Below are 14,074 nucleotides of genomic sequence, written 5' to 3'. Positions count from 1 at the left end.
TCCCTCCTTACGCCTTGATTTTTCCGTCCTCAATACGCACGATCCGGTCGGCAAGCTGGGCGATCTCGCTGTTGTGGGTAATCATTACAAGCGTCTGGTTGAACTCCCGGCTAGTACGCTGGAGCAGGCCCAGCACATCGGCGCTAGTCTTGCTGTCCAGGTTTCCGGTGGGTTCATCGGCCAGAACAATGGCTGGTTTTGACACCAGGGCACGGGCAATCGCCACGCGCTGCTGCTGGCCTCCTGAAAGGTTGTTGGGCATATTCTGGAGTTTGTCCTGAAGGCCCAGCATCTTCACAACTTCGTCCATGAATTTCTTGTCCACGGTGTCGCCATCCATTTCCACAGGCAGGACGATGTTCTCATACACATTCAGGATCGGCACCAGATTGTAATTCTGGAACACGAAGCCGATGTTGCGGCGGCGGAAGATGGTGAGCTGCTCATCGTTCATCTTCGCCAGCTCCTTATCCCGCACCACCACGCTGCCGGAAGTGGGGGTGTCCAGACCGCCCATCATGTGCAGCAGCGTAGATTTACCGGAGCCGGATGTACCGACCACTGCCACAAATTCGCCTTCCTCCACGGAAAAGGTCACGCCATCCAGGGCACGGGTAATGTTCGGCTCAGTGCCGTAATATTTTTTTAGATCAGTTGTCTGCAAGATACTCATAGGAATACCGCCTTTCTATATTTCGATATGAATACAGTCTAAAGTTGAATTGTTGCAGAAATGTCCTAAAATCCATATTGTGATATTTTTTTGAAAAAAGCGGCAGCCCGTACAGGCCGCCGCTTGATTATTCTCGTGGCAGGAATACCGAAAAGGTGGAACCCTTCCCAACCTCGGAAGTCACCAGAATGTAGCCGCCCTGCATGGTGATGATCTCACGGGCCAGATACAGGCCAATGCCGATCCCATCCACCTCATGCACCGCTTCTTCCCGGTAGAACCGTTTGAAAATGGCACCCTGTTCCTGCTCCGGGATACCCCGGCCTGTGTCGGCAACATCAATTTTCCAGTACATTTCCCAATCCTGAACGGACACATGGATGTTACCGCCAGCAGGCGTGTACTTCACCGCATTGTCAAGCAGATTAAACAGGGCCTCGGAAGTCCAGCGGCTGTCGTGGGAAATGGTTAATCCTTCCGGGCAATCCACAGTCAGTTCAATGCCTTTTTTCTCCATCGGGGCCAGAATCCCATTGATGGCATTCACCAGAGTTTCCTCTATGGAAGCATCTTTTTTCTCCAGCGTAATCACGCCGGCCTCCAACCGGGAAGTTTTCACCATTGCCTGGATCAGAAAGTCCAGCTTGTCAAGCTGGCTGCCGGTTGCCTCCAAAAACTCCTGCCGCTGTTCCTCTGAGATCGGACGGGTCAGCATGGTTTCATTGAGCATCTTCAGGTTGGCAATGGGCGTCTTGGTCTGGTGGGAAATGTCCGATAACAGAGATTGCAGATCGGCTTTTTCCTTTGCGACCGTGTTCCGGTCTTTCTGCATGATGTTGTAGAGCCGTTCCAGGCGGTGGCTGATCCGCGCCAGCAGCGTTTCCGCTTCATAGTCCATTTCTGGCCGTGCGGTGCTGTCCATCATGTCATCCAGCGTCCGGCATAGGCTGTCGGTGAACAGGGTCAGCTTCCGTTGAAAGTAGTGCAGGAAGATCCCGCCCCATACCAGAAACACAGCGGTCAGTAGCCCGCCGTACAAAACCACCCGCAGGTTTTTCGTAACCAGAAACAAGCCCAGCAGCATCAGGAAAGAGGTGGTCAGCAGGCCAACCGTAATGAGCCGCAGAAACTTTTTGACAGATAAATTTTCCAGCTTCATGCCTGCTCACCGCCGATCCACTGATAGCCCATGCCGTAGGCCGTCTTGATATACTTATGTTCGTCTGTTTCGATTTTCTTGCGGATACGGCTGATGATGGTGGTCAGGGTATGCTCGTCCACGAAATCTCCATCAATGTCCCACAGCTTCTCTAAAATCTGCCGCTTGGTCAGGATAATCCGGGGGTTTTTCACGAACAGAAACAGGGTGCGGTATTCCTTCGGAGTGAAGTCTAGCGGCTCCCCGCCAAGGGATGCCCGCTGCTCGGAAAAGTCGATTTTCAGAAATCCATCATCAAACAGATCGTGCCGGGGCGCGCGCAACTCCAGATTGGCAAAGACCGCCGCCACCTTTTTGCACAGCACCGTCACGGAAAAGGGCTTTGTCACATAGTCAGCGCCGCCTGCTTCATAACCTTTCAGCATATCGCTTTCCTTGTCATTGGCGGTGATAAAAATGATATAGGTATGCTGGCCGCGCCCCCGGATTTCTTCACAGAGGTCAAGACCGCTGCCATCCGGCAGATTGATGTCCAGAAGCGCAATATCAAACTCGATTGCTTTCAAATGGGAAACAGCATCCTTGTAATTATAGGCTGCTGTGACTTCATATCCATCAGACGCCAGGTTATATCCCAGAGTCCGGTTCAGGAGAATATCGTCCTCCACAATCAGTATCTTTCTCATATACTCACTCCCTCCATGTCATTATACTATCTTTTAGTATAATGGGAAATGTTGCAGAAATGTCCTAAAATAAAAAAGGGGCACGTTTTGTTCCGATATAAAGTATTTACTATTTTATCATATCTTACCGCAAGTGGGATTGCCTTGTGTGTTATCGGCTCTGCGTCTTAGCGTCTGGCTCTTTGATAACTGATATATTTAGTTTATAGGCATTGACTAAAGTTCTTGTTTACATTTAGGACAGTAAAGAGGATTTTTTTTAGTTCGGTATCCTCTCTGATTTTAAGTCGCGTTTTGTTACTACATATTGGGCATAATATCCATTGTTCTTCCTGCAGCTAATGCAGCTAATGCACCTCTGTCTGTATTCTTTATTGTCATACTTCCGCCTGTGTTTTCAGATTTCAATTTCATTGTGGTAGCCGGGGATGGACCGGTTGAATATGCCTCGCGTCTACGCAGTTAAGCCGCTGAAAGGCCGCCGCAACGAACTTCTGACAAACGGTTGACGGGGTGGCAATAGGATTTATCCAATCTCCGCCAAAACAGGCTTTGAAATGCGTAGGGAAACCCATAAGAAAACACCGGACACGGCGGCCTGCTGGCCATGTGTCCGGTGTTTTCTCATAGGCTGTCATTTAGGACGGCTCGAAGATATGTTGCTTATCGGAACATTTAATTGATGAATTGATGATTGGATACAATGCGAACAGCAGCAGCCATCCCTCCATCACCATATGATGGGCTTTTGATAAAATCTTTAGATGCTTGGCTTAAAATTTGTTTTTCTTTCAAGGTATGGCATATTTCATTTTCCCATCCATCCAGTCTGAACATGGATATGGTTTCAATTCCCAATATGGCATCTTCTATATGTGCCTGATAAGATTGATTATGTTTTCTTATTATAAAACGCATTAGTTCAAGCCGTTTTGACATACTCTTGACATTCGATGAAGCAGGCGCAGTGCGATAATCAATTAATGGTTCAGGGACAATCCCGATATGTGCATTCGGTATTGTTTCCAACATACTTAAAAAGAAATCCCAATCTTCAAAACCAGAACGCATAGATTCATCATATCCACCACTTTTTTCCCATACTTCACGCCGAAGAATATGCGTTGCTGGACAACAATTACGTGAAAGAAATTTGTTTACATTTCCTCCACTTGGACAAATTACGGAATCAAGCACACCGAAGGTATTCATCCATGATGAAGCCGCTACCATTGAAGCATTTTCGTGCAACAACTTACAAACTTGCTCAATATATGAGGGCTTAACTTTATCGTCTCCATCAAGTACAAGTACCAATGGTGTTTCTGACTTACGAATCCCAGTATTTCTCGCCGCTGATACACCGCTATTTGGCTGCTGTATCACAACAATCGGAATAGGAATAGTAGTGTCTGTCTTAATTGCATTCAATATGTCCAAAGAAGTTTTATCTGTCGAGCCATCGTCCACAATAATAATTTTTGATGGCAGTACAGTCTGTTCGCATAATGAACGGACTGCTTCGAGAATCATATCTCCTTGATTAAAACTTGTAATAACTGCTTCAACATCTTTAGCTATACAACACTCAGCTCTATTGTCCATTATACTGCTCTCCATTATTTTCCTTTTCTCTCGTCTATTATACTACGACTCTATAAACTTGAAAATAGATGAATTGTCAACTTGTTGGACGGCAACCTCCTGCTGCGCAAGGTGTTTCCGGGTGGCAAGTACACAAAGGGAGTAGCTGGCGGTAGCCAGCGCAGGGGGAAAGACTGCTGAACGACGGCTTTTTTTCTTTGCCGTCGTCCGGCAGCTTTTTAAGACTTTCTTCCAATATTAACTACTATCTGTCAATTATCTGTATTCCATACAGAGTGAAAAATTTTATACGCGACAGGAGAAAAGATTGCACAGCACAATCCCTCACCAACAGCAAAAGCCAGCCAAATAGCGTCTAAACCAAATGCTTTCCCTAAAATCCATGCTGCCGGAATTGCTAAAACAAGGACGCGGAAAGAGGTAATTAGCAGAGAGGGAATATATCTTCCAACACTCTGAAAGGCTACCATAATAATCGTATTTGCACCGATGAAGATAAAAGAAAACGATATGGAACGGAAAGCAATTTGGGCGATCTCTTCCATTTCTGTACTGGTTGCAAATAGTCCTACAATTTGATTGAAAAAAACATGAAATGCAAGCAGCCCTATCATCAATAACGCAGTTGACGCAATCAATAGGTATTTCAAGCACCTTAAAAATCGGTCTTTGTTCTTTGCTCCAAAGTTATAGGATAATACAGGCAATCCACCCAATGACATACCAGCGACGAGCAAAAATAGCAGTTGCTGCAATTTATAGCCTATTCCATACACGGCAATCGCTGTCGCACTATACATTGACAAAATGCCATTAAACAAAACGCCTGCAATAGATGTAAAAAATTCTTGTGAAAACACAGGCAGCCCTAATTGAATAATTTCCCCAATCGTTTTTCTATTTAGCTTGTTATGCCGTATGGATATTTCAACATTTTCTGTTTTGGTAAAAAGTATTCTTGTCAAATACAGCATGGCTAAGATTTGTCCGATTACAGTGGCAATCGCAGCGCCGGTCACTCCCAATTTGGGGAAAAATCCAATTCCGAATATAAACAACGGGTCAAGGACTATATTGGTAACTACTCCAATCATTTGAGAAATCAAAGGGTCTTTCATATTGCCGGTTCCCTGTATGATACGGCTGCAAGTTGCTTCAATCAGGACACCAAAAGAAAAGGTCATGATAATCCGCATATAGATTGTGCCGTAGCGAATGATATCCGTGTCGTTTGTAAACATAGAGAAATACAGCTTCGAGAAAAAAATACCGACGATCATAAAGAAAATCGCATTGATAATCGCTAAACAAAATCCATTTGTCGCCACGGAATTTGTCTGTTCTTTATCTCGTTCCCCTAAATGCTTTGAAACCAAAATGCTTGTTCCCATAGCGACGCACAAGGAAAAAGCAGTAATACACGTTTGAACGGGAAATACATAGGATAATGCAGAAAGGGCTTTCTCGCTATCTTCAATCCTGCTGATGTAAATGCTGTCCACAATATTGTATAATGCCTGGACAAGCATACCGAACATAGGCGGTACACACATCCCAACCAGCAACTTTGCTAAAGGGCCAGTACCTAACCGTTCTGTTTTACTTTGTGATATTTCTTGGCTCATTTTAACCTCCTTAATTGCGTAAAAGTATCTGTCAGTTTCAGACTTTTATAAAGGGTGGGCCGTTTTCCAATGGATTTGTGCCAATATCTTTATAATTAAGCAACCGTCCGTTATCATTCCATTCACCATACATTTTGTTTTCTCTTGTGCAGGTAAGGAATTTCTCTAAGCGGCGTTTGAAAATTTCAGGCTCCTTTCTTTTTAGACGACTCTGGATTGTATCTATCCGCACCCGCTGATAAAGAGATGGAAATGAAACAAAATTTTTATAAACAGCGGGGTCAGATTTTAATGCAAGCATAATCGTTGGATGAATTGTAAACTGGGAGACGTCCATATCTTCCGGCAGAAATTTTCGGCCCTCGTTAGTCATAAGGCCCAGATATTCAAGTCTGCGGACACGCTCCTTATTAAGTTCTGTCCAGTTTCCATTTTTCAGCCTGCGGGACAGGCGTTGGATCAATGTACCATCCGGCGTTTTTTTCCTTGTGCTGTCAATCCAGCCAAAACATAATGCTTCCTCTACAACATCCAAATACAGCAGGGTGTTTGCCTTTTCCCGCATACTCACAACTACCCAACAGCATTTTTCGGATAGCCCGTTAGATACAAACCATTGGCGCAGCTCTTGGCGGCTGCTTATTTTAAGAATTTCGTCTTGTTTTACTTCCATTGTGTTCCTTTCCCAAAATCAGCCATAAATAGAAAAAATTAACCCTGTCGGCATTTATGGCTCCCTTCTCTGAAAAGATACCATACGAATACTGACAGGGTATGTCACCAAAAGATTTAATTTTTCACCTGCTTTTATGTTCCTGCGTCCATTTTCTTGTAAGCTGCTTTGTGCCTTTCCCGCAGCTCTTTTTTTACACAATCAGGCGCTATCACTGTAACCTGATCTCCGAAAAACATCAGACAATGATAAAGCCATTCTTCGTCAACGTGCTTCATGGATAACCGTATCTTGTTATCAGAAATACGGGAGATGTCTTTATCCCCAAATAAATCATATATATACGGTGCTGCTTGAATGGAAAAATCTAAGGTCAAGTCTATCTGATTTTCGGCCGCTGTATTCGTGTAAATAGGAGGCAGGGTATAAGGACGATCTTCAAACTTTTCTTGCAGTACATTCAATTCCCGTATTCTGCTTACCTTGAACATTCGATAATCATTTCTTAAATGGCAAAAGCCATACAGATACCATGTTCTATATCGGAAAGTCAGCTTTCGCGGCTCAACAATCCTTTTTTGTTCTTCTCCGCGAACATTTGTATATATAAATTCAATCCGATCCTTTTCAATGATTGCTTTCCTGATTTTCTCAAAAAGTGCTGGATCAGAAAGCCACCCTGTTAGATTGATGTCTAACCATTCATCTTTCGATTGGCTTTGATTAAACGCATACAGAGCAGCGAACTTTTGCTTTATAGAATTTATATCTACACCGGGTATGCTGTCGATTGATTGTAACACGGAAAATAAATTTTGCTGTTCCTCTTTTAGTAGCAAAGTCTTATCCACAGAAAAGCCATCCATCAAAAATATACCGCCATTTTTCCCGGTTGATGTATATAGAGGAATACCTATTTGCGATAATAAGTCTATGTCCCGGTAAATAGTCCTGACAGACACTTCAAAATGAGAAGCCAATTCTATTGATGTGGTTTTTCGCTTTTCTAACAATATCAGCAATATTTCCAATAATCGTGCATTTTTCATTATCGTAGCCTCTTTCATTATCGCCTTTTGGTTGCCTCTATTATATTCTATTCTTCTCAAGAGTACAATCACTGTGCAGTTCCCATTCTGATACAAAACAATGAACAAAATTGAAATTGTGCCTCAATAACCACATAATGCAATATGATAAACACTACGACTTTTCTCAGACTAAAAATCCAATATAAATATAAAACTGCACAAAAATTCCAGGGGATCACTCCCCTGGGATATCTACAAACTTGTATCCAGTTCCCCACACCGTCTGGATGTATTCTTTTGTTGTAACCTTCCGCAGCTTCCTACGGATGCCGGATATGATGCAACACACCGCATTATCCGTATCCGCTGGCTCCTGTTTCCAGACATTCTGATAAATCTGCTCTTTCGTGAACACTTTTCCCGGATCGTAGGCAAGATAGGCCAACACCTGAAATTCATACGTTGTCATCTGCAGCAATTTCCCCTGATAGGAAATCTGATGCTGAACCAGGTCAATAGAAAGACCAGAATACTGAAGAACTGCTTTTTTCTCAGTTATAGTTCGCTCGATATCAAATTCTGCTAATAGCTGTTCTGTTACTTTTCCAGAGGAGGTTGTAGTCCGGAGAATAATCTCAACTTTATCCATTATACTACTCATTACAAGGCTATTCGTAGTTTTTCATTTTTCGTTTTCATAGTTAAGTCAGTTTCCAACCGATTGCTTTTTGCCGAATTGCGATAAAATCAGAGTAAATTCCCGACTGTGCAAGCAATTCTTTGTGCGTACCAGTCTGAACGATCTTTCCCTTGTCCAGCACAATAATCTGATCGGCACCACGAATCGTTTTCAAGCGGTGTGCAATCATAATTACTGTCTTTTCTTTTGTTAATGCCTCAATCGCCATTTGAAGCTGTCGCTCATTTTCTGGATCAATGCTGGAAGTCGCTTCATCGAGGATAATCACAGGCGCATTTTTCAAAATAGCTCTGGCAATCGAGATTCTCTGACGCTCTCCACCAGATAAAGTAGAGCCGCCCTCACCAATGATTGTTTCATATCCATTGGGTAAAGACATAATAAAATCGTGGCAACAAGCCGCTTTCGCAGCCGCTTCTACTTCCTCCATTGTAGCGTCTGGTTTTCCGAAGCGAATATTATTGATAACAGAATCCTGAAACAAATAAACATTTTGAAAGACCATGCTTATATTCGCCAGCAAACTATCCAGAGTATAATCACGGATGTCAATTCCGCCTAACTTAATGCTGCCGTGGTTCACATCCCAAAATCGGGAAATCAAGTGGCATAGGGTTGACTTTCCGCTGCCGGATGGCCCTACAATCGCTGTAAAACTTTTGGCTGGAATACGGAACGATATATGTTGTAAGGTTTCGCTCTTGTCATAGGAAAAGGAAACATCAGAGAGAGTAATATCTGTATTTTTTACCGAGATTTCTTTTCCGTTAAAATCCATACGCGGCGTGTTATCAAGGGCTTCTACTTGCTCCATAGCGACATCCATCAGGCCCAATGCTGCAACCATATTTCCAGCCGAGAGCAGAGAAGCATATACCATAAACGCAGCAACAATCATTAACAAACAGTCTGCTAAAGCCATTGTGCCAGAAAAATAAAAACTGATTGCCAATGCGATAATTGCTATATCAAACACATAAAGAATCATTTCCTGAAACATGGTAAAAGGGATAATCGCATATTCCAGATTCAGGTTTTCCTTTGTACTGTTTTCAACAGAACGCATAATATTAGAATTACGGCCCTTTAGCCCAAAGGATTTAATAACACTGATTCCGCCTAAAAACTCCATTGTATTTTTTACAAGGTCTGTCTGCGCTTTTTGTTTTTGAGGGGCATTTTTACCTACACGCTTATTATAGAGAGAAGTAGCAAACAAGAAACATACAATCCCAATAAGCATTACCAGACCAATCCGCACATCAAAAAATAGTAATGCAGCAGATACAATAACAGCCTGAATAAAGCCGCCAAACATCAGAATCAAGGAACGGGGAGCCGTATTTTCAATATCTCCCATAACAGAAGTAAGTACAGCGGTAATGTTCCCCATGCTTGTTTTATTAAAATAGCCCATAGGTACATATTTCATCAAATCTGCAATATGTGTTCTTTTTTCAGCGCACATATAGTACCCCGCTTCTGTCATGCCCTGATTACTGAAAAAGCCAGTGGCAGCTTTTCCTAAAATGCTAATCAGCATAATGCCAGAAATTACGAAAACAGGATGGCTAACGATCTGGTTTCCTAAAATCGTTTGAAGCGCAATCATAATAGCTCCGAATTGCAGCGATTCAAAAACAGCATTTAATATACTTGCGATAAGAGCCTTTGCCAACACGCCTTTTTTGGAACCAGAGAAAGCCCATATTTTTCTTAATGTCCGAATCATAATACCGCCTCCTTTTCATCTGCGGCTTCCTGATTGGCCGCCCACATCTTGCGGTACAAGTCACAATTTTTTAAGAGATAAGAATGTTGACCTTGAGCCGCGATTTTACCATTTTCAACAACTACAATATTGTCTGCGTCCGTAATTGTAGACAACCGATGTGCAATAACAAGCAAGGTTTTTCCTGTAATCAACTTTGCAATCGCTTCCTGCATAATTGCTTCATTCTCAACGTCAGCGTAGGCGGTCGCCTCATCGAGAATAATAATCGGCGCATTTTTCATCATAGCGCGGGCAATCGCAATTCTTTGGCGCTCTCCGCCAGAAAGCTGGCCGCCGCTTTCTCCAACCTTTGTATCGTAACCAGCGGGCAGCTCACGGATAAATTCATCACATCCTGCCGCTTTCGCCATTTGTTCGACTTGCTGATCTGTGGCTTTGGGATTTCCCATTCGGATATTTTCGCGGATGGTATCGTCAAAGAGGAAATTGTCTTGCGAAACGTAAGCAATAAGATTTGTCAACTGCTCCGCAGGAATATTTCGCAGATCAATATTCCCTAACTTAATAGAACCGTCCGTAACATCCCAATAACCTGCAATCAGTTTGGCAATCGTCGATTTCCCGCTGCCCGACGCTCCGACTAACGCGGTTACTGTTCCTGGCATAATGTTCAAATCAATTCCATGTAAAACTTCTGTATTTGCATTATAATGGAACCGAACATTTTCCAAAGAGATTGCGGTATCTGTTATCTTGATTTCCTGTGCTGGACGTATCAGCTCCGGCGCGTCCAATATTGTGCGGACTTCCCCGGCAATCGTACCTAACATAGCGAAATTATCCGTATAATCTACAACGGCCAATAACGGTTTTATAATTCCCAATGATAGAATCATAATCATAACAAAGGCAGACGCAGAAAGAGAACCCTGCAAGTAGAAAAGCACGCCAAAGGGAAGAACCGTAGCGAGAACCGTAGGCATAACCGCACGGCTACTTGCCATATATTTTTGTGTGTCGTGCATCCAATTTACATAAAATGCGGCGTTTTCATTTACAGCGTCAGTAAATTTTTGATAAGATGTAGCCGACTGATTAAAGGCTTTTATAACTTCAATTCCATTGACATATTCAACAAGTGTTGTATTTAATTTCTTTGTAATTCGTATCTGTTCTTTATACTTCTCTGCAAATCCTTTCATACATCCCATCTGTAAAGCAAAACCTATGGGAAGAACAATTAAAGAAATTAAGGCCATACGCCAATCCAACAAAAACAGATAGATTAAAATAGCGACAGGAACCAAAAGGTTTGCTGTCATTTCCGGGAACATATGGGCTAAAATTGGCTCCATACTGTCGATACGATCAACAAAGGATGTTTTCAAACTTCCCAGAGTATTATTTTGAAAATATCCCATAGGGACGCGCTGCCATTTTTCTACCATAGCTTTTCTTAAAGCCTCCAATGTAGAAAATGTAGCTTTGTGCGACAGAGAAGTTGATAGGTTTAAAAAGCATACCTTTAGGAAATATCCTGCAAGTGCCAATAATATCCACGGTAAAATTTTCTGCACAGATGTTTGGCCCTGAATCAGTTCTGTTATAATCTGACCAGCGCAAATATAGGGAACAATACTACAAGCCACGCCTAAAATGCTGGTAAGTACAGAAAATAGATAGCCTTGACGATTAGGGCGTATAAATTCATCCAATGCCTGCATAAAGGATTGTTTTTTCTGTTCCATTTCAGCACACCTCCTTTTTCAATAGGGACATTCTGCGAAATTCAATAACCGCAATTCCGGCGCAGATAATAAAAATAATGACATCCACTACTGCGGGAGCCGCCCAAACACCTCTGATACCCATATCAGCAATCATAGGCAAAATCATGACACAGGGGATAAAAAGAACAATCTGCCGAAGAAGCGACATGATACTGGCTTTTTTCGCCCGTCCCAATGCCTGCAACAGCGTGATAATTACAATCATGGAGCCTTGCAAAATATAAGAACTAAAGAAGATGCGGAAATTTGCTACTCCCTGATCTACAATCGTCGGGTCAGTAATAAACAAAGACATAACAGCTTTCGGCGCAAGTTCAATGGGAATATAGAACAGGAGTGAAACTAACGTCGCGCCAATCATAAAAACTTTTGCGAGTGTTTTTACCCGGTCATATTGTTTTGCTCCATAATTTGTCCCGGCGGCGGGCTGGAATCCCTGGCTGATTCCCCAAACAGGAATAAAGGCAAAAGACTGAATACGCAGGGCAACACCTAGTAAGGTTTGCCATGTATCACCGCCATAGTTAGCAGCTACGTTATAGAGAACTGTTTGCTGAAGCAAGGTTGTAACCTGCATTAACATAGCAGAAATTCCCACGCCGACAATCTCTGGCACCAGAGTACGCTCAAACCGGATTTTACAGATACGGACATTTTTGCTCTTTTTCACGAAATACCAAAGTGTGATTGCCGCCTGAACGAATTGGGAGAAGATTGTTGCGTAAGCTGCCGCTTCAATTCCCATTCCCAATGGATTCAGCAGGGAAATCAAAATAGGGTCAAGGACAATATTCAAAACTGCGCCGATTCCCATAATTGTCATGGCGCGTTTCAATAAGCCCTCGCCGCGCATTACCATATTAGCCGCCTGTGAAAAGTTTACAAATACAGAGCCTAAAAAGACAATTCTAAGATACTTTACTGCAAGGGACAGAGTTTCCCTGGAAGCGCCGGAAAGAAGCAAGATTTGACGGGTAAATACCGTTCCGATCACAGTAATAATCAGGGAGCAGACAACAATCATCATAATCAAGTTACCCATGATTTTGTCAACGGTGGCTTGGTCTTTTTTTCCAATAGCCCGTGATAATACCGAAGCGGAGCCGACGCCTACCATAATCGCAAGCCCGTTGTTAATCAAAGTAAACGGGTAGGAAACAGATACCGCGCCTACACCGGCTGTACTTACCATTTGTCCTACAAATACTCCATCCATAAAAGAGTACAGCCCAACTACCAACATACCGATTACCGCAGGAACACAAAGGGAAATCATAAGAGGTATTGGGCGTTCTGTCAGCAACTTTGTTCTACTGTCAGAAGTTTTCATTTTGAACACCTCGCAATCAAAAAAATAAGTGATAGATTAGCTCTTTCTAACCTACCACTTATTGTACTGGTATTTATTTTTTTCATCCACTCTCTACGGCTCAAACCTACTCCCGATGGCTTTTGAATTTACGATAATCAATCGGCGTCATTCCCGTGGCCTCCTTAAATGCTTCTGAAAATTTACTGCAATTTGTATAACCCACTTTAGCCGCAATCGCAGCTACGGTTTCGCCGGTTTCCGCCAGCAAATGACCTGCCATATCCATACGGTAAGAACGCATGAAAGAATAGATTGCCGTTCCATACACTCCCTTAAAACAGCGTTTCAGGCTGGAAACAGGTATTTCAAACCGTTTGGACAATTCCTCCATCGTATAATGCTGTTCTGGAGAAGCGGTAATAAAATCGCGTATTTCTTTCACAATTTCAACCTGCTGTTTCACAAAGTAGGGCCTCTCGATCTGTTCTTTGGGGCGTTCCATGTTTTTTAACTGAAACAGGATTTCCAATACTTTGATCTTGTAGTATTCGCCGCTGCTATCCCACGGTACTTGCTCAATTTCCTCGAAAATATGATGGATGATTTCATTTCCTTTTGTAATAAAGGGCTGCCCCTCTGAAAGAAACTTATCCCTGATGGTATAAACATCAATATTTACACCCTTTATAAAGTCTGCCAACGCCTGATTTGCTTCTTTCATGTGAATACGCAGGCTGATTCCGTGGTAATGTCCCATTGGAAAGTGGAGGGTAAATTTACGTCCTGCCCGAATATCAATCACATAGTTTCCTGATTCCAGATAAACGTATTTATCCTTGGAAATTTCCCATTCTACACGGCCCTCCCTGCAAAAATCCAGCCAAAGAATATCAGCGTCCTCACTTTTAACCGTAGGACACTCCTGCATATGAAAATCAGAATGAAGCAGATAAATACCGGGGAACACCCGAAAAGCCGTAGAAATCCCGTCGCCGGTTTCATTTTCCATACGGCTCACTTCGCAAGTATCTGATTTATAATACGGCTTTTTTTTCGTTTCACCCATTCCGTCACCTTACTTTCTA

12 protein-coding genes and 1 pseudogene are annotated in these 14,074 nt (G+C 42.9%); all 13 read right to left on the bottom strand.

The window, feature by feature from the left end; all coding sequences use genetic code 11:
- Positions 1-7 precede the first annotated feature (7 nt).
- A complete protein-coding gene (locus B5E62_RS04895; RefSeq protein WP_087173514.1) occupies positions 8-673 on the bottom strand; it encodes an ABC transporter ATP-binding protein in 666 nt (221 codons plus the stop codon).
- Positions 674-800: 127 nt separating this feature from the next.
- Complete coding sequence (locus B5E62_RS04890; protein ID WP_087173513.1) at positions 801-1,832, bottom strand: sensor histidine kinase; 1,032 nt, start codon at positions 1,830-1,832, stop codon at positions 801-803.
- Entirely contained in the window at positions 1,829-2,518 is a 690-nt protein-coding gene (locus B5E62_RS04885; protein ID WP_087173512.1) for a response regulator transcription factor, read from the bottom strand. The genes B5E62_RS04890 and B5E62_RS04885 overlap by 4 nt, the downstream gene beginning before the upstream one ends.
- A 151-nt stretch (positions 2,519-2,669) precedes the next feature.
- Positions 2,670-2,856 (bottom strand): annotated as a pseudogene (locus B5E62_RS04880) (cysteine-rich KTR domain-containing protein).
- 337 nt (positions 2,857-3,193) lie between these two features.
- The gene (locus tag B5E62_RS04875; RefSeq protein ID WP_087173511.1) at positions 3,194-4,123 is read right to left on the bottom strand and encodes a glycosyltransferase family A protein; all 930 of its coding nucleotides are present in this window, start codon (positions 4,121-4,123) and stop codon (positions 3,194-3,196) included.
- A 251-nt stretch (positions 4,124-4,374) separates the two neighbouring features.
- Positions 4,375-5,748 carry an MATE family efflux transporter gene (locus B5E62_RS04870; protein WP_087173510.1) on the bottom strand — a complete coding sequence of 458 codons (1,374 nt, stop codon included), beginning with the start codon at positions 5,746-5,748 and terminating at the stop codon, positions 4,375-4,377.
- Between the two features lie 37 nt (positions 5,749-5,785).
- The gene (locus B5E62_RS04865) at positions 5,786-6,421 is read right to left on the bottom strand and encodes a YdeI/OmpD-associated family protein (RefSeq protein WP_087173509.1); all 636 of its coding nucleotides are present in this window, start codon (positions 6,419-6,421) and stop codon (positions 5,786-5,788) included.
- A gap of 134 nt (positions 6,422-6,555) precedes the next feature.
- Positions 6,556-7,470 (bottom strand): helix-turn-helix transcriptional regulator, encoded by a 915-nt coding sequence (locus tag B5E62_RS04860; protein ID WP_162610257.1) that lies wholly within the window; start codon positions 7,468-7,470, stop codon positions 6,556-6,558.
- Positions 7,471-7,687: 217 nt separating this feature from the next.
- Complete coding sequence (locus tag B5E62_RS04855; protein WP_087173507.1) at positions 7,688-8,101, bottom strand: winged helix-turn-helix domain-containing protein; 414 nt, start codon at positions 8,099-8,101, stop codon at positions 7,688-7,690.
- Positions 8,102-8,153: 52 nt separating this feature from the next.
- Positions 8,154-9,884, bottom strand: coding sequence for an ABC transporter ATP-binding protein (locus tag B5E62_RS04850; RefSeq protein WP_087173506.1), 1,731 nt, complete (start codon positions 9,882-9,884; stop codon positions 8,154-8,156).
- Positions 9,881-11,635 carry an ABC transporter ATP-binding protein gene (locus tag B5E62_RS04845; protein ID WP_087173505.1) on the bottom strand — a complete coding sequence of 585 codons (1,755 nt, stop codon included), beginning with the start codon at positions 11,633-11,635 and terminating at the stop codon, positions 9,881-9,883. The genes B5E62_RS04850 and B5E62_RS04845 overlap by 4 nt, the downstream gene beginning before the upstream one ends.
- 1 nt (position 11,636) lies before the next feature.
- Positions 11,637-13,007: an MATE family efflux transporter gene (locus B5E62_RS04840; protein WP_087173659.1), complete on the bottom strand. Its 1,371-nt coding sequence runs from the start codon at positions 13,005-13,007 to the stop codon at positions 11,637-11,639.
- Positions 13,008-13,113: 106 nt separating this feature from the next.
- Positions 13,114-14,055: a helix-turn-helix domain-containing protein gene (locus tag B5E62_RS04835; protein WP_087173504.1), complete on the bottom strand. Its 942-nt coding sequence runs from the start codon at positions 14,053-14,055 to the stop codon at positions 13,114-13,116.
- Positions 14,056-14,074: the final 19 nt, after the last annotated feature.

The sequence above is a fragment of the Lachnoclostridium sp. An118 genome, assembly GCF_002160985.1.
Classification (GTDB): domain Bacteria; phylum Bacillota; class Clostridia; order Lachnospirales; family Lachnospiraceae; genus Claveliimonas; species Claveliimonas stercoravium.
This window is presented reverse-complemented; position numbering and strand designations above follow the sequence as displayed.

Coding starts and splice junctions, on each gene's coding strand:
- B5E62_RS04895 (WP_087173514.1), bottom strand. CDS start 673: ATGAGTATCTTGCAGACAACTGATCTAAAAAAATATTACGGCACTGAG.
- B5E62_RS04890 (WP_087173513.1), bottom strand. CDS start 1,832: ATGAAGCTGGAAAATTTATCTGTCAAAAAGTTTCTGCGGCTCATTACG.
- B5E62_RS04885 (WP_087173512.1), bottom strand. CDS start 2,518: ATGAGAAAGATACTGATTGTGGAGGACGATATTCTCCTGAACCGGACT.
- B5E62_RS04875 (WP_087173511.1), bottom strand. CDS start 4,123: ATGGACAATAGAGCTGAGTGTTGTATAGCTAAAGATGTTGAAGCAGTT.
- B5E62_RS04870 (WP_087173510.1), bottom strand. CDS start 5,748: ATGAGCCAAGAAATATCACAAAGTAAAACAGAACGGTTAGGTACTGGC.
- B5E62_RS04865 (WP_087173509.1), bottom strand. CDS start 6,421: ATGGAAGTAAAACAAGACGAAATTCTTAAAATAAGCAGCCGCCAAGAG.
- B5E62_RS04860 (WP_162610257.1), bottom strand. CDS start 7,470: ATGAAAAATGCACGATTATTGGAAATATTGCTGATATTGTTAGAAAAG.
- B5E62_RS04855 (WP_087173507.1), bottom strand. CDS start 8,101: ATGGATAAAGTTGAGATTATTCTCCGGACTACAACCTCCTCTGGAAAA.
- B5E62_RS04850 (WP_087173506.1), bottom strand. CDS start 9,884: ATGATTCGGACATTAAGAAAAATATGGGCTTTCTCTGGTTCCAAAAAA.
- B5E62_RS04845 (WP_087173505.1), bottom strand. CDS start 11,635: ATGGAACAGAAAAAACAATCCTTTATGCAGGCATTGGATGAATTTATA.
- B5E62_RS04840 (WP_087173659.1), bottom strand. CDS start 13,007: ATGAAAACTTCTGACAGTAGAACAAAGTTGCTGACAGAACGCCCAATA.
- B5E62_RS04835 (WP_087173504.1), bottom strand. CDS start 14,055: ATGGGTGAAACGAAAAAAAAGCCGTATTATAAATCAGATACTTGCGAA.